The organism is Methanomassiliicoccus sp. (genome assembly GCA_012719175.1).
Classification (GTDB): Archaea; Thermoplasmatota; Thermoplasmata; order Methanomassiliicoccales; family Methanomassiliicoccaceae; genus UBA6.
In genome coordinates, this window is record JAAYAX010000014.1 from 1 (window position 1) to 15,917 (window position 15,917).

Below are 15,917 nucleotides of genomic sequence, written 5' to 3' on the forward strand. Positions count from 1 at the left end.
TGATATCCAATGTATTCGAATTTGTCAATCGATTCGGGATAGGGAGCGTCCCCATAGTATATCTGTAAACCAAGTTTATTTATCGCCACCAATTTTCCGGTTTTATCAGCGATAAATGCCGCAGCTGGTAAAATCTCTAATATAGATTCAAAAAAATCGAGAATTGTCTGATCGTCAGTATAATCAAAATCGCTAATAGAGCTTGGTTTACTAGATATTTTTTCCATATATATAATTACTCCATTAAATCCACTGTCCGCAGGCATATATGGTTTGAATACAATTTTATGAGGTTCGATATCCTTATCGGTCTTATAAAATATTATTTTTTCAACAATATTTTTTGAATTCATTGCAGATGATATGGACGCCTCAATCTCGTCAGAATACTCTTTTGGAAGTCCAAGCTCAGCGATGTGACTATCAATTGCCTCAGAGACATCTATGTTGAGGAGATTTGATGCTGCAGAGTTCATGTAACAACAGTTACCTCTTTTATCGATACAAAATACGCCCTGAGGGCTGTTATTCAGAACATAGTCGAATAAAGTATCCATTCACATCCTCGTCCCTTGAGCACCAATAATCATGTATCATCATGATTATAAGTTTTTCGCATTTCGTTAGCTTATTGTATACAATAAGGCATTCAATAGATATAAAATTAATAATTCAAACACTAACCCAGAAATTATCTTTCAAGAAGGTCTTCATTTTACAAAGCACCCTAGTCAGGAGATAAGCATCAATTTAATGCACATATCAAATGTCTCACCGCTCAAGTTGTGTTGTGGATATCTGGATGTAAAGCTGATTGAAAACTTCCAACTTTCAGTAATGTATTATTATCAATATAACTATGATAATGAATTAGTATGAATTCACCTATTGCCAGTTAAGAAAACTGGAGAAAGGTTGGTTGCCACAGAAACAGTAGTACATGGGGGCGCATCCAAGTTGCGTAGGAGCCTTCCTTTGACAACTACCGCGCTCGAGAGCTTGGCGGTCAATATTGACCACTTTACAGATGTCCCCTTTAACGATCTCGGATTATTGCTAGTATCTTTATTGAATAGGTTGATTCGTTCGCATAAAGGCATTATTAAAGGGAGAATCGGAAGAGCAGGTTACAAGGGGTAAACACCCACATCTCATTCTTCACCCACACAGAATCTCGGCCTTAGATTCTATAAAACTGAGGTCGTGCAGACCAGACCTACTCGAATGGTTATAGATCATGTTCTGTATTATTAGATGTTCTAAAGGTAACTATCAGTGAAAAGATGGACAACTGCGATAGAGCTGTTATTCCTGCTCATCCTGGCCACGCTCCTAAAGCGAGACCTCCATCGCAGCCTCTGATGCAATAGGTCACCCTGGTCGAAAAAGAAACACGAATGAAATTAACGTCGATGACTACTTGGAAAAAAACTTGATGAATATTTATCGTCAGCGTGAAAAATGTTTACATACGTAATTTCATATAGGTTAAAATCGATGCATTATCATGAGAGAAGACGAATCAGATGACACGTCAATAACGGTCTCATATAGGGTAGCAAAAGGTGTCATAGAACAGATGGATGAATATATTAAGAAAAAAAAATTGTTTCGTAACAGATCGGAATTTAGTTCTATGGCTGTCCGTTACTTTTTAGATCATCTGCATGAAAATGAAGAAAAACGAGTCTACAGTCAAAGGATTGATGTTCAACGTTTGCTCGAACAACAATAAATTTTCATATACTGGCAAAAGGACGAAGATAGTTAATTGGATGTCTTGGTCGGTAGATGTTAGCAAACAAGCTGGGACATAACTTCAGTTTGTAACGAGCGGGGGAATGCCCCACATTCTATTCATATGTGAGCAGCAAGAATTTCAGAAGTTCAACGAGAAGGCTTTGTACCGAGCGGTGGAGATACTTGGACGAAAACGTGAACGCATCGCCCAGGAGCTTCTGGACCGCTACCTAAAAAAGTCACTATACGTTCTATATATGGACATAATTAAGAACCGAATATAAATCAAATATTCGCCGCAATACGCCACTGATTAGGTACGACAACCCTCTGGACGATAGTTCGAATGATAAGCACGTGTCCATAAAGGGATATAGCTGGTAACCTCCAAGGAATTTACTAATGGCGATGATCATCGGACCAAGGAAGGTGAACGGCTAGGTACACATCCACCACATGGGCGACCAGGTCGGGAGCGTTCTAATCGAATCTTCTTTGGTCGCGTTCTATTGGGGGGGGCTTACTATAAGCGTATTAGAAAAAAAGTCTTCGACTATAGTGACCATAAGGCGATGAAGTAAATCAACCTGGCTGAGAATAAGGTGTTTGAGACCTTAGTCGCCATCGTCTAGGAACTGATTTATTGAGGAGGGAGGGATCTACATTATTAAACGTACTTTTCTTACATGGACATGTCGCATGATTATCAAACGTATCTTGTGGCATGAACGAACGAGAAATGCTCCACCTCCTGTCCAACGATGTCGTTGATGGCCGTGAAGGCTGCTTCTACTTGACCTCGTTCGGGCATTTATCCACAACCGAAGCTCCTAGACCCTACAGAAGCAAGAACGCAGTCGAAAAGCTCTTTCATTCATCGAAGTGGGAGATCGGAGTAAGACATCTCTGAGCATGGTCCGATGGCACCATATGCGGCATATTACTCATGGGATTTACCCCCCAGATGTCAATCTCCTTGACATGTTTCTTCGAATCTCTAATCGAGACTGTGTCAAAGTTGTTCATCACTAATTAGTTAGAAAATGACAATGACGGGGGTTCTGACAGTAGGCGGTCGAAAATGACAGTGCCACTCGAACCTGAGCGCGCTCAATAAAGCGTTTTTACTTGAGTATATGGCGGAAACGTGACCGTTTCCGCCTCTGGCAAAAAGCTCTAGAAATTTCCAGAGGTTCGATATGATGTCAAATCTTAAAATACGATGAGAATATGAGAACTGATGTCGAAGTTAGAAAAAAAGAAAAAAATTATGGCGTTTTTGAAAGACCACCCTCTTTATTATTGATCGAAAATGATCAGACCTACCCGACCTCTGGTACAGCCTCCACATTTTTATCTGGTTCCTCATAACCTTTTTGGGAGTAGAACCATATGGGTATATACAGCAGAAGGACCACAGCTCCAACGATCACTGGCTGGAGACCTGCCTCATATATTTGTAGGTAGATTAAACCAGCCAGGATTATCGGAATGTTAAACAATCCGACCAGAATCGCAACAAAGGTCCAGCTCTTGGGCGCCTTGTATGGTCTTGGTAGCTTCTTTAACTCGGGATCTCTTCTTGCCTTCACAAAGGCGAACAAGGAGATGCCATTGACCAATATGTAACCAAAGCTAGCTGCGGCGATGATGGCAACGGGAGTCCTCAGTGTGATTAAGAGGATGTTGAAGATCGCTATGAATATCATAGCCCTAACAGGGATGCCATATGAATTCACCTTGGCAAATATCTTTGGTAGGTTCCCGACTTCTGCCATCTGTTGCATCGCAATACCGGAACCCAGTATTGCTGTTTGGGTCATTAGAATAATAGCTGCTATCAAGACCAATAGAACAAATGGCGCTATCGCACTACCAAAAGCAATCGTAGCCATTCCGATCAGTGGGGAAACAGGCTCAGCGAGAATGCCATCAATCCCTAGAGTGGCTGTTGCTGATGCTTGAATCCAAACGAATGTCACCATAATTATGGAAACACATACCAGCAAAGCTTTGGGGAGGTCTTTTCTAGGATTTTTATATCGAGGCCCGTAGATTGCAACTGCCTCGCTTCCACCGGTGCTCCAAAGCGCAATCGCGAATAATCCAGCAAGTATCAGGATGTGTTCCATATCCCACGCCCATGTCGTTGGTAGAATCGCATCAGTAACATTGCTGAGATCAAAGACACTAGTGCCTATAGGAGCTAATGAGATAGTCATCACAGGTATGATGGCCACAATTGCTAGAACAAGCCCAAGCTTGGCTCCATTTGCTAGGCCTTTTAAGTTCACAATTATTAGGCTGCTAAAGATAACAGCTCCAAGTATGAGGGAAAGGACAACAACATCAATATCAGCAAAAGCTGGTACAACACCCTTGATGTACCATGCAGCTGTGATCGTCATCACTGCTAGAACGGGGTTCCAAGCAAACCAATAACTCCAGGAGCTAAAACCGCCTATAAATTTACTCAAGGTATACTTTTTTTTACCATTGCCCTCCTTCTTAGAAAGAACTGCCTGAGCAAATCCCGGTAAACCTGAGGCCCTGGGAAAAGTTGTAGCAAGTTCCGCATAAGCAATATTTTGCAATATCGTTTGCATCACAGACAGGGCCCACAGAATTACAGCTGCACCCCATAAGTAGCTTACAGTATACCCAATCGAAGGCAATATCAGGACTGGAGCACCCATGGCTATGGCCACACCTTGCTTCCAGTTGAGATTTCTCTCGAATGGGCTATCGTCAACAGCGTCTACTACTTCGGTCATCGTTTTCACGTCCGTTGTCACACATTGGAAAAAATTTTATGGTGCCCATTCCGATCTTGGACCAGACATAGGCACCGAGAAAAAATTCAGGTATCGCCTTACTTAGCAATCTTCAGTCGAGATACCGCATCCGACGAGCTCTCGCCGTAGAGATCTGCTCCAATTTTTGTTGCCCATTCTTGTGTGACTGGAGCCCCTCCTACGATAGTCTTGACCTTGCCTTTCAACCCTTCTTCCTTGAGAAGTTCCTCAATGCGCATCTGGTTGACCATAGTGCTAGTCATCAGAGCAGACGATCCAACGAACTTAGCATCATATTTCTTTGCGGCACTTATGAACTCCGGGCAAGGAATGTCTCTACCTAGGTTGTGGACATCGAAACCGGCAATTTTCAGCATGATTGCTACAATATCCTTACCGATGCTGTGGATATCACCTTCAATAGTGGCGATAACAATAGTTCCTAGTCCATTGCCCTCAGCCTTCCCTAACTTTTCCATCTCTGGGGTTAGAATATCTATTCCGGCAGTCATGGCTTCAGCTGCGGCCATTACATGAGGTAGGAACAACTGCTTAGCTTCGTATTTAGTACCTATTTCATTCATTCCCGCTGTGTAACCCTTTTGGATCACTTCAACGGGAGAAATGCCAGCCTTTATCGCTTCTTGGGCTACTTCAATAGCCTGGTCCTGATCGAAGGACAATACGGAAGACTTAGCCCTTGCTATGATATTATCTTTAGAATCCATTTCATTCACCTTCATCGCTGTCCCTTGAACTCCTTGTCTGCTCTCGCAAGGACTTCCTTCATATCCTTTAGGAGGTCAGAATCAATCGGTGTGGGCTTGTAATTCTTCATTACATCAACAACAACCTCATGAGCAACTGTCGCTAGGTCCCTCGAGCCATCACGAGCCCAATCACCGTACATGAGTCTGTTGAAAAGCTCGGGCTGAGAAGGATACTCGATGTTGTTCATTGTGGTCTTGTGGCTAAGGAAATTATTGGCAACACCAACCTTCTGGATTGCTGCGACACCAAGGGTCTCATCATTCACATCGATACCTCTTGTGACCTTTTTGGTCATTCTTATGATATCGTTGTCAATCACCAATTGTTCCATTGAAAATGTCATGCCAAGCTCGAGAACCCCAGCCCCATAGATCATGCTCGCGCCTGCCATCGAAGGCAACAGAGCGGTGAGCGTCTTTTCGTGACCTGCTTGGGAATCTGGGATTTTCGCGTCAGACTATATGCCGGCTACGAAGGTGGGCAGACCGTAGAACTGACCCAACTTTGCTACAGCACTGCTGATCATCCCCAATTCGGGGGAGCCAACAGGGGCGGTCCCATTCTTGACATCCATGGTAGTCGTAGAACTTCCATACCATACTGGTGCACCAGGATATGCGAGTTGGATAAGGGTTATCCCAGCAAGAACCTCAGCATTGTGGGTTAGAATTGTTCCAGCCAAGAAAATCGGCGCAGAACCTCCTGACATAGCCATGCTGATCACACAAGCAGGTATGCCATATTCCGCAGCACGTAGGAAAGTCTCACATCCATTGTCTCCAAGCTCTAGAGGGCTTGTAGGGCAAGCAAGGATCGAGAAAAGCGGCTTCCTCCTAGCGGCTTCTTCATCTCCACCATAATATGCCTTTGCTAGCTCGAAATAATAATGCACATCAGTGCCGACAGGATCGATGTGATGGAAGTGCTTTGATGAGTTTGCCAAAGCAGTATACATCTCGTGAACATCTTCCTTACCAACGCCAGCCCAGTCCCTCGCGGATACGGCCAAGGAATATGTATCGACCTGGTCTGCCCAGTCCACTATCTTAGCAGTATTTGCCAAGTCCTGATCTGTGGAGTCCACGGTTTCATATGCGCCTCTTCCTTTGTAATTGCACATCTTAATACCAGTTCCAAAGCAGGTATAGTGCACCTTACCATGGCTCTCCTGAACTACGTTGTTCTTCTTCTCTCGACCATAGCATGTGAACCTGGATGGTGCCGTTTGTAGTGCCTTTCTGATGACATAATCAGGTATTTTCACCATCTGGGTCTTTTCATCGACATCGCAACCACCTTCTCTGAAGATTTGTCTAGCCCTAGCATGAGTAACCTTGATGCCAGGGTTCTGTAAAACCTCCTTGGTTGCATAGTCGAGCATTCGGATGTCCTCTGGCGAAAAAATGCCCAGAGAGACACCCTCTAACACACCTCTTCCGGGGTAGTAGTGCTCTGACATACTTGATTCCTCAGATTACGTAATGATTTAATTTGTATTTATTAGTAATGTTTTGCAATCATATGTATACAAAATATTCAAGAAAAGACAAAGCGATCTTAGACTTATACTACATTGAGCATAAGTGTCAAACACATATCATCTAAGTGTACTAAGTATCAAACAAAATAGGCCATTATTTATTATTCTATGATGCTGATTAAAAAAAATTATCACCATTAAACATCAATAAATGATCATCGAAAGTATCTAATGATCAAATCATGAGATAATAAATGGGCTTGTAATATGAAAATTATGAAAACAATAAAGATACAAACGATAAATAATTGAATACAATCGTAATAATATGAAAACAAAAACAAAAAGAATAAATGCTCGATTAGGATTATGTGTTTCTAAGTTGAGGATGGAGTGTTGGTCCGGCGACCACCAGGCCTCTACAGCCAAGGCAGCCGGGTTCAACTCCCGGGCACTTCGCCACTTCAAGTGTTCCAAAGCAGGGATATGAATGAGTACTGATCTCACAACTTCGCAGAATCAACGGATTCGTGAACTAGGTGGTACAATTGACAAAACCATTATTTTTTCAACCATTGATGATAGAGACTTATACTTTCAGGAGCAAGTGAAATCACTTCAGAGTAGAAACCGACAAAGAATCTTAGAGACTATGGATGGATCTCAAAGGAACTCTCTCGCCTCTCTCGAATCAGATTTATCCAATGTGTTAATCACCAGGGGTTTTACCGAAGTGAAGACTCCCATGATCATCTCTGCATCTAGCTTGACCAAGATGGGCATCGCGGATGGTCACCCTTTATTAAACCAGGTATTTTGGGTAACGCCAAAGAAATGCATGAGACCAATGCTAGCGCCTAATCTCTACTACATCATGCGACATCTTAGTCGCACTGTCTGTACTGTCAAGCTCTTCGAGATAGGGCCATGTTTCAGGAAGGAATCCAAGGGTTCCAACCACCTGGAAGAATTCACTATGCTGAACCTAGTTGAGCTCGCCCCGGAGCGCGAGGCAATGGAGGCATTAAGAGACGACGCCCAGACGGTTATGGACGTTGCTGGTTTGCAGTATAAGCTGGTTGTGGAGGAATCCGAGGTATATGGACGAACACTCGATGTGGAAGTAGACGGGGTGGAAGTGGCATCTGGAGCGATCGGCCCCTTACCGATGGATGAGGCGCATGGTATCGATGAACCGTGGGCCGGGATTGGTTTTGGTCTGGAACGCATCCTCATGCTCATGAAAAATCAGAGCAACATCAAGTCAGTTGCTCGTAGCCTGATATATTTGAACGGGGCACGGATCGATATATAGGTGGAGGTTATAGATCATGGAACAGAGTACCGTAGATGGTCTGCTGGCAAAGGCTTGGGACCAGGAGCATTTGACACATGATGACATAGTCAATCTTCTTTCAGTTAGGAACGAGAGAGATATCTCGATGCTTTTTGAAACAGCAAGGGAAATCAAGGAGAGGAATTTCGATAACAAGGTTTTCCTCTATGGTTTTGTTTACTTCTCCACCTACTGCCGCAATAATTGCTCATTTTGTTTTTACCGTCAATCCAACGACGACAGCGTTCGATATCGAAAGACCAAGGAAGAGATAATTTCATTGGCTGTCGCGTTAGAAGATGCGGGGGTCCACCTCATCGACCTGACGATGGGTGAAGATCCTAGATATCATGCCGGTTCGAAGCAGGCATTGTTGGATGTCATTCAAGGCGTGAGCGATGAAGTTAGAACTCCCATCATGGCCTCTCCCGGAGTTATCCCCAAGGACCTCTTTAATGACATGAGAAACTCCGGTGTTGATTGGTTCGCATGCTATCAGGAGACTCATAATCAGGCTCTTTTCACCAGGCTTCGACCGGACCAAGACTATTATGAGAGGTACATGCAAAAGATTTGGGCAAGAAGGTCTGGACTGCTCACAGAAGAGGGGATAATGGTCGGTGTTGGTGAGAGCATAGATGATCGTGCCACATCAATAGAGGTTATGCTTCAAGAGGGGGTCCAGCAGGTACGGGCTATGACCTTCGTCCCCCAAAAGAACACTCCCATGGAGACCGTCCCTACTACAACATATCTTGATGAGCTCGTGACCATGGCAGTCATGAGGCTGGTCCATCAGGATAAGCTCATTCCCGCATCACTGGACATTCAGGGCGTAAGTGGACTCAAACCTCGACTAGATGCCGGGGCTAATGTGATTACATCGATAATACCGCCGGAGAAAGGATTGGCTGGTGTAGCCCAGCATGTTTTGGAAATAGACACCGGGGAGAGATCACCTGGCAGCATGGGGAGGGCGTTGGGGAACTTAGACGTCGATATCGCTCCCTTGGCCGATTACAACCGTCTTATCGGAGAATGGAAGAATTCCATCGTACCTCAGGTGATCGCTTGACCAAGATTGGCATAGTCGGGGGAATGTTGCAGGGGATGGAGGCGGTTTACCTAGCAAGGAAATCAGGGATGGATACGATGGTCATCGATATGAACGACCAGGCCCCGGCTCTATCCTTGGCAGATGAGGGATACGTCCTTGATGTATGTAGTAATGAAGAGGAGGCAAAACGCCTTCTTTGCACTTGTGATGCTGTCCTGCCAGCGAACGAGAACATCGAGACGCTGACCGCACTATGTAAGTTACTGAAAAAAATGGATATCCCCCTACTTTTCGATCTAGATGCGTATAAGATCTCATCATCAAAATTGAGTTCTAACAAGCTGATGGAGGCCCTGAGCATACCAACCCCTCAGCCATGGCCTAAATCCGGTTTTCCCGTTGTAATTAAACCTTCAGGCCAGAGCGGCAGTACAGGAGTGGTAAAAGCCTATAACGAAAACCAGCTTGGAGATGGTATAAGGAAGATTGAGTCGCTCGATGACGAACCGATTATCCAGGAATTCGTAGATGGGCCTAACATATCCATCGAAGTCATCGGGAATGGGGAAACGTTCGTTCCAGCGATTATGACCGAGGTCATTCTTGATGACAGATACGACTGCAAAATGGTCCGATGCCCCATGCAAGGAATAAGCAGGGAAGTGGAGCTTGATTTCTTGGAAAGCAGTCGTCGGCTTGCAGAGAGTGTTTCGCTACGAGGCATAATGGATGTAGAGGCAATCGTCAATGATAATGAGGCAAAAGTGTTGGAGATAGACGCTAGAATTCCGAGTCAAACCCCTGCGGCCATATACAACGCGACGGGTGTGAACCTCATCGAACTATTAACCTATGCTCTGACAGATGGAGAGCTCGATGAGGTTATCCCACAACGGAGGGGAGCGTCCATATATGAGCACATAGCGATCGATGGCAATACTATGAGGTCTTGCGGAGAGGGGGTCTTCTCCGAGGTACGTAAACCAAGGCTGATATCTGGTCTATTCGGTTCAGATGAGATGGTGACAGATTTCGAGCATGGAAAGAGCAGTTGGCGAGCGACGATCATATGCAATTCCTCCACGCCAGAAGGTGCTTGGCAGAAACGTCAGAGATGTCTGAATAATATCATGAAGAGCGAGAACATTACTTATTATTTTGATCCTCAGCCGGAGGTTAGGGCGTGACCCGTCTGACACCAGGTATGATCTATGATGTTCCAAACACCTTAGACCTTAGAGATCAAGAACTCAGACAAGCCATCGGCTTAGACTTAAGGGGATTGGCGATGAGAGTGTTCGATGTCGAACTCGATCTCAGCGCTTTCAGTGCCATTTGCGTACCTATCACTAGTGGCCAGGGAGTCACAAAAGGGTTCAGTGATTCCGTCTGTGCGATCGCTCGCCACATTGGATTGGATTGTCATGTAGAATCAAATACTGATGTGACTGGCATATGCGATGCCATAGGGAGCGGGGTTGACATCATCTTCATGGCTGACGACAACAATTTTGTTGCCCTCAATACTAGAGAGAGGAAGATCGTTAATAATGTGCATGCAACAGCATTGGGCTATTGTACCGCTCTAGAAGTGGCACTCGGAGGCCTGGAGAGTAAGGATGTTCTGGTCATAGGGGCAGGCCGGCTGGGATGGTATTCGATCGAATTACTTCAGGCGAGAGGTGCCAATGTCACCGTGGTGGAGTCTAACATCAAACGTGCTGAAGAAGCCCAAAACCATTTTGGAGTTGTGATAAAAGGAATGGAAGATGGTGTGCGCTCATCATATGCCATTCTCAACGTCTCTCCGTCATTTATTCCTGGGGAGTTCATCAATGAAGGTTCAATTGTCTCCTCTCCGGGTATGCCCTATTCTTTCGATCCACTCGGCGAAAATAGAATCAGGACCCTCATTCACGACCCACTTCAGATTGGTGTTTCTACGATGGCCGTTTGGAGTGCGGCCTATACTAGCATCCCTGGAATGGATCGATATTTGAATGAACCATGCATGGCCGACCTAGTGGATGGAAGTGATTTATCGCATAGGACTTTCACAACTTGCATTGGGACATCCTACCTTTCTGAGACTAAGGTGAGGACGAAATATGATGGAAGGAAACCGGTGACTGTTAACGCAATTCCTGTTGATATGGGAAGGGGGCCCGATAATTCAATAAGGTCAATCTTCTAAAAAAAGGGAGGCGTGCTGGACTGTATTCTTTTCTCCCTTGAAGAATCGATTGTTACCTCCTCGGTCTGGCATGCCTCCGCCGTTATCGAATCAGAGGCAATATTAATAATAATTGGATTTTGTAAACCGATTAGACAAATTGACACCTTAGGATGGAGTCTTGGGTTCCATTCTATCCCCTAAGAGTAATCGCATGGGGATTTTTTTTAAGTTACGTTAATGCGACACCTGTTGAAAGGTCAACCGATCCTGGCGAGGCCGGTGTGTTTTCTTACTGCATTGATATCCAGGACCTCGTCCTCGTGTACCAGGCTAAAACCGGCGAGATCCTCTATGATCTGTACCATGAGGACCACTTCCGCACCGTCCAGGTCCACCACTCCCCTGTGTACATGCTCGGCCATCATTCTCACGATGTCCTGGCCGGAGCCTCCCTGGTAGCGTCTCTTTTCGACCTCGATCCTCCACCGGTCATCATCCCCTATACGTTCTCCGAACGTCCTCGCCGCGCTTATCATGGACTCCGGCTCGGACCTCACCCACTCTTCGATAGGGATCCAACGGTGGGTGTGGCGGAAGACCTCAGGGAATCTCATGGCAAAGGCCCGCAGCCTACTTACCGCCTCCTTGCCATCACCCCTGATCCTGATCAGCAATAGACCGTCCACGGAGGATTCCATCATATCTTCAAGGATGAGATCGGCTTGCCGCACCCGCTCCGCCACCTCCTCCTCCGCCCTAAGCTTCTCATTATGATGGAAGGTCACCAGAACATTGTAGTCTTGCATGAAATGCCCTTATTTCATTGGTTCCCAAATTAAATAATCCTATCGCGATGGGGGCGAGTTCGGAATGGTCATTGGTAGTGACAAGTTTCAATATCGAAAGATGGTGCCCGAGGATGTCATCATGGTCCACGCCCTGTTGCGGAGGACCATCATGTCGAGCTATAAGGAGGCCTATTCGGCCGGTGCCGTGGAGTTCTTCATGAGGCACCATGATGTCGCCAGCATCAACAGGCACGTGCATGAAGGCCATTGCATCGTAGCTGCCTGTGATGGCGTCATCGCAGGCGTAGGCGAGCTGCTGGGTAATGAGATAAGAATGGTCTTTGTGGATCCCTCCCTAAAAAGGATGGGAATAGGGCGTGGCCTGATGATGAGGCTTGAGGAACAGGCCAGGAAATGTGGCATGAGAGAGATCGTGCTGGACTCATCGGTCGTGGCGGTGGGATTCTATCAGCACCTCGGCTACGAGGTGGTCAAGGAGACGTCCCTGGACCTGGGCGAAGACGACCTTCTACCTTACCTCATCATGAGGCGCGGGCTCTAAGGACGGATCACTTCAGGTCCATCTCCATTATCCTGTAAAGTCCCGCCCCTGATAGCGTCAGGAGTATGGACAGCAGGGCGACCTCCCAGTTGAACTGGGTGAGCATGGCCACGGAGGTCAATGACCCCACTACTGCCGACAGGACGTAAGCTCTACCTATGCTCTTGCTTCCCCGGGACAGCTGGATCACCGACAGGTTGACCGCCAGGAACACCATGAATATCGTGAAATTGGACACATTGGCCGTGAGCTCGATACCGCCCAGGAAGCAGAAGGCCACCGATGCTAAGGTGGTCAGGACGATGGCCATTAGAGGTGTGCCTGTGCTTGGCTGTATGCGCGACAGCAGCTTCGGGAGAGCGGCGCGCGTGGACATCCCATAGGCTATCCGGGAGGAGGCTATCAGGATGATCAGCACTGTGTTCGCAGTGGCCACTAGGGCGATGATCGTCAACAGTGCGTAGGCCTCCTGACCTGAGGCTTGAAGGGCGACGTCCGCGAGCGGGGAGGAGGATGCCGCCAGTTGATCGTAGGGGACGATGCTGACCACTGAAATGGCCACCAGGACGTATAGCACAGCGGTGATCGCCAGGGAGATCATTAGGGCCCGAGGTATGGTCCTCTCGGCGTCCTTGGTCTCATCCCCGATCTTGACAAGGCCCTCGAACCCTATGAACGCGAAGAATATGACCCCCACAGCGCCCACCACCCCTTCCAGTCCAAAGGGGGACTGGGTGTAGTCCACCGTTCCCAGGTAGCCGACGCCCAGGAATATGACAATGAGGACGCCGATCGTCTCAATGACGGTCATGATGGCGTTCAGGATCAAGGACTCCTTTATGCCGGCATAGTTGATGATCGCCAGGACCACGATGAGAGCGCTTGCCCCTAACGCAACGGGTATGTCCAATATAGAGGACAGGTAGCCACCGAAGCCCTGGGCCACGGTCGCCGCCGAGATTATGCTTGATATCAGTACCAACCAGCCAACGACGAAGGCCCAGAACTTGGACCGAAAGGCGTTCTCCACATAGACGTACTCGGCTCCGCTAGAGGGGTAGATGGAGGACAGCTTGGCATAGCTGAGGCCGCTGAAGGCTGCGATCACTGCGGCCAGGGCGAAGGACAGCCATACCAAGTTCCCTGCCTTTCCGGTGGCCACACCGATGAGGGCGTATATGCCCGCACCCAGAATGGTGCCCACTCCGTAGGCCACCGCCCACCAAAGTCCCACCTCTCTTCTGAGTCCATCGGCCACGATGGGTAATGGGCGAGGTAGATATGCATATTTGTTCTACGTAGGTTTTATTCGGCCGTTAATCGCTATTGATCCTCATGGTCCAAGATCAGCGACCCATGCCCGATCGGGGGCTCGGATGGGGGAGATATGTTAGTAAGGAGGCGGACAGAGATAGGCTGGGTCTGCTAGAGAGGCTGGGGAACGTTCTTGTCCCCATCATAACGGTGGCTGTGGCCCTGATGTTCTTGGACGTGCAGGCCAAGGACCTGGGCTTCTTCACATCCGGTTTCGGAACCGTAGAGCAGCTCGCGTTCTACGGCTCCCTGCTGTTCGGTATGGTGCCTAGCTTGGTCCGTGCGATCATTGGCAGAAGGAACCTGGGGCGCCTCATGGACATCATCAGCTCTGTGGTCTTCATCACCGCAGGCTCCTATCTTCTGACGGTCTTCCCCTTTGACTTCCCTCACCTATGGGAATACCTGCCCACTGCCCTCGAGGCCATCTTGTCGTGGATAAGCAATGATATGATGAAGATCTTCCTCACCATAGCCATTGTCATTACCGCCATCAGTACGGTTTACAACATCATCATGTACTGGAAGGTCCGCCGGGAGCTGAGGTCGAGAGAGAGGGATATGACTCCCCCTGCATGAACGCCGTTCAGGTCATGATCTAACGCCCGCAGCACTCTGGTCCGCAGGTGACCTCCTTGCTACCGGTCAGGGCGGCCTTGATCATGGCAGATGCGCAGCCCACCCCGGAATCGACGGATATCGCGGCCACGGGGCAGTTGACCTGACAGGCCCCGCACTCCATGCATCTCTCCGGGGCGATCATCTTCGCCCGGGCCTCGGAGGGGGCGAACACCCCATGCGGGCATACCTCGTAGCAGCGGCCGCAGTTGATGCACCTGCCGGGATAGAACCTCAGCGTATTTATGGCGTTATCCTCGGCCTCCTTTGTTCCCATTATCAGCGGTATCTCCATCATCATAACCAACCCCAGTACATTGCCCCCGAAATCGAAAGCATCGACAGCCCAACTATCAGCATTGCCACCATGACCGGGACCCAACGAAATATCTCCTTCTTCACTCCCGTCCTCGAAGTATAGGTGGTACATCCCGTGAAGTTCAGGGCCATGTAGCCGACCACAGGCGACATGATCAGCAGAAGGGCCAATATCAGTAAGGCCAGGGCCAGGGCGTTGACGCTGCCATCATACGCCAACCAGGCGATGAACGGGAGCGAGAGCAGCGCCCCCAGGATCAGGCCTTTGGAGGAGAGATCCCGCGTCGGGAGGTGAGGAAGGAGGAGAGGGAAGAGCACGGTCCCTCCCAGCACCGCAACCACCGCTACCAGGACCCCCAAGATACCGGCGATGAAGAATAGAATGATCGATAGTGGGATCAGATATTTCAGGGACAATTTGACCTCCACGAGAGTTAACACCGCCCGGTCTCGCCACGGGAACGTGACCCTCCTCATCTCCGGGCTTGCCTTCCCCTCACGCATGTACTCCTGGAGATCGCTCGCCCTGATGGGTCCGTAGGACACCGAGAAGCCAGTGCTCTTCTTTACTTGGTGAGCGGCCACGCCCGGAGCTCCCAGCTGCGGGAGGATCAGTTGTCGATGCTCCACCACCCTCTCCAGGCCTGTGACCTGTATACGGTGAACGAGCTCCTCCGTTCCAAATGTACCTTTTCCAGCCGCGCACCATACGTTCACGCCCTTGGTGTCGAGGACCAGGATGTAGCAGTCCGTTCCTGCGAGCGAGGAACGGAGAGCATTGAAGCTTAAGGTGTAATTGGCCGAGACCAGGACCGGAGACCTCTGGTCCGGCGTGCCCAGGCTGTAGAGGCCTGGAACCACCTTGTGACCCATCCTGTTAAGGCCCAGCCTGGCCTGGAGATGGTCGATGCGATCATGGGCGGTGAGGTTTGAGGTAGTGCCGATTATCTGTTCGTTCATGA

General features: G+C 48.0%; 13 protein-coding genes and 1 pseudogene. 6 read left to right on the forward strand and 8 right to left on the reverse strand.

Annotated features, from left to right (window positions below; translation table 11 throughout):
* The 4 genes and pseudogenes from GXX95_10380 to mttB form a co-directional block, all read right to left on the reverse strand.
* Positions 1–557: PAS domain-containing protein (locus GXX95_10380; protein ID NLT38545.1), on the reverse strand; the 557-nt coding region annotated here is incomplete at its 3' end.
* Positions 558–3,062: 2,505 nt separating this feature from the next.
* Positions 3,063–4,514, reverse strand: coding sequence for an APC family permease (locus GXX95_10385; protein NLT38546.1), 1,452 nt, complete (start codon positions 4,512–4,514; stop codon positions 3,063–3,065).
* A 98-nt stretch (positions 4,515–4,612) separates the two neighbouring features.
* Positions 4,613–5,263 carry a dimethylamine corrinoid protein 3 gene (locus GXX95_10390; GenBank protein ID NLT38547.1) on the reverse strand — a complete coding sequence of 217 codons (651 nt, stop codon included), beginning with the start codon at positions 5,261–5,263 and terminating at the stop codon, positions 4,613–4,615.
* Between the two features lie 11 nt (positions 5,264–5,274).
* A pseudogene (gene mttB / locus GXX95_10395) lies at positions 5,275–6,765 on the reverse strand ([trimethylamine--corrinoid protein] Co-methyltransferase).
* A gap of 511 nt (positions 6,766–7,276) precedes the next feature.
* Between mttB and GXX95_10400 the strand changes: the two are divergent.
* From GXX95_10400 to pylD, 4 genes are read left to right on the forward strand one after another with little or no spacing between them, the layout of a single operon-like run.
* Positions 7,277–8,101, forward strand: coding sequence for a hypothetical protein (locus tag GXX95_10400; protein ID NLT38548.1), 825 nt, complete (start codon positions 7,277–7,279; stop codon positions 8,099–8,101).
* Between the two features lie 16 nt (positions 8,102–8,117).
* Complete coding sequence (pylB, locus tag GXX95_10405) at positions 8,118–9,197, forward strand: methylornithine synthase PylB (protein NLT38549.1); 1,080 nt, start codon at positions 8,118–8,120, stop codon at positions 9,195–9,197.
* Positions 9,161–10,366, forward strand: coding sequence for a 3-methylornithine--L-lysine ligase PylC (gene pylC / locus GXX95_10410; protein NLT38550.1), 1,206 nt, complete (start codon positions 9,161–9,163; stop codon positions 10,364–10,366). The genes pylB and pylC overlap by 37 nt, the downstream gene beginning before the upstream one ends.
* Positions 10,363–11,373, forward strand: coding sequence for a 3-methylornithyl-N6-L-lysine dehydrogenase PylD (gene pylD / locus GXX95_10415; protein ID NLT38551.1), 1,011 nt, complete (start codon positions 10,363–10,365; stop codon positions 11,371–11,373). Before pylC ends, pylD begins: the two co-directional genes overlap by 4 nt.
* Positions 11,374–11,612: 239 nt before the next feature.
* Here the strand turns inward: pylD and GXX95_10420 are convergent, their stop codons facing one another.
* Positions 11,613–12,161 carry a hypothetical protein gene (locus GXX95_10420; protein ID NLT38552.1) on the reverse strand — a complete coding sequence of 183 codons (549 nt, stop codon included), beginning with the start codon at positions 12,159–12,161 and terminating at the stop codon, positions 11,613–11,615.
* 64 nt (positions 12,162–12,225) lie between these two features.
* Here GXX95_10420 and GXX95_10425 point away from each other — a divergent pair, with 64 nt between their 5' ends.
* The gene (locus tag GXX95_10425) at positions 12,226–12,705 is read left to right on the forward strand and encodes a GNAT family N-acetyltransferase (protein ID NLT38553.1); all 480 of its coding nucleotides are present in this window, start codon (positions 12,226–12,228) and stop codon (positions 12,703–12,705) included.
* A 7-nt stretch (positions 12,706–12,712) separates the two neighbouring features.
* Here the strand turns inward: GXX95_10425 and GXX95_10430 are convergent, their stop codons facing one another.
* On the reverse strand, positions 12,713–13,963 hold the full coding sequence (locus tag GXX95_10430; GenBank protein ID NLT38554.1) for an amino acid permease: 1,251 nt from the start codon (positions 13,961–13,963) through the stop codon (positions 12,713–12,715).
* 77 nt (positions 13,964–14,040) lie between these two features.
* Between GXX95_10430 and GXX95_10435 the strand changes: the two genes are divergently transcribed.
* A complete protein-coding gene (locus GXX95_10435; protein NLT38555.1) occupies positions 14,041–14,598 on the forward strand; it encodes a hypothetical protein in 558 nt (185 codons plus the stop codon).
* A gap of 19 nt (positions 14,599–14,617) precedes the next feature.
* On the opposite strand, the gene GXX95_10440 is transcribed toward GXX95_10435, so the two are convergent.
* Together GXX95_10440 and GXX95_10445 are read right to left on the reverse strand one after the other, a co-directional pair.
* Entirely contained in the window at positions 14,618–14,914 is a 297-nt protein-coding gene (locus GXX95_10440; protein ID NLT38556.1) for a 4Fe-4S binding protein, read from the reverse strand.
* Between the two features lie 20 nt (positions 14,915–14,934).
* The gene (locus tag GXX95_10445) at positions 14,935–15,915 is read right to left on the reverse strand and encodes a carbon monoxide dehydrogenase (GenBank protein NLT38557.1); all 981 of its coding nucleotides are present in this window, start codon (positions 15,913–15,915) and stop codon (positions 14,935–14,937) included.
* Positions 15,916–15,917 lie beyond the last annotated feature (2 nt).

What these genes read in the sequence shown, in the direction of transcription:
- GXX95_10385 (NLT38546.1), bottom strand. Translation starts at nt 4,514, where the DNA reads ATGACCGAAGTAGTAGACGCTGTTGACGATAGCCCATTCGAGAGAAAT.
- GXX95_10390 (NLT38547.1), bottom strand. Translation starts at nt 5,263, where the DNA reads ATGGATTCTAAAGATAATATCATAGCAAGGGCTAAGTCTTCCGTATTG.
- GXX95_10400 (NLT38548.1), top strand. Translation starts at nt 7,277, where the DNA reads ATGAGTACTGATCTCACAACTTCGCAGAATCAACGGATTCGTGAACTA.
- pylB (NLT38549.1), top strand. Translation starts at nt 8,118, where the DNA reads ATGGAACAGAGTACCGTAGATGGTCTGCTGGCAAAGGCTTGGGACCAG.
- pylC (NLT38550.1), top strand. Translation starts at nt 9,161, where the DNA reads ATGGAAGAATTCCATCGTACCTCAGGTGATCGCTTGACCAAGATTGGC.
- GXX95_10420 (NLT38552.1), bottom strand. Translation starts at nt 12,161, where the DNA reads ATGCAAGACTACAATGTTCTGGTGACCTTCCATCATAATGAGAAGCTT.
- GXX95_10425 (NLT38553.1), top strand. Translation starts at nt 12,226, where the DNA reads ATGGTCATTGGTAGTGACAAGTTTCAATATCGAAAGATGGTGCCCGAG.
- GXX95_10435 (NLT38555.1), top strand. Translation starts at nt 14,041, where the DNA reads ATGGTCCAAGATCAGCGACCCATGCCCGATCGGGGGCTCGGATGGGGG.
- GXX95_10440 (NLT38556.1), bottom strand. Translation starts at nt 14,914, where the DNA reads ATGGGAACAAAGGAGGCCGAGGATAACGCCATAAATACGCTGAGGTTC.
- GXX95_10445 (NLT38557.1), bottom strand. Translation starts at nt 15,915, where the DNA reads ATGAACGAACAGATAATCGGCACTACCTCAAACCTCACCGCCCATGAT.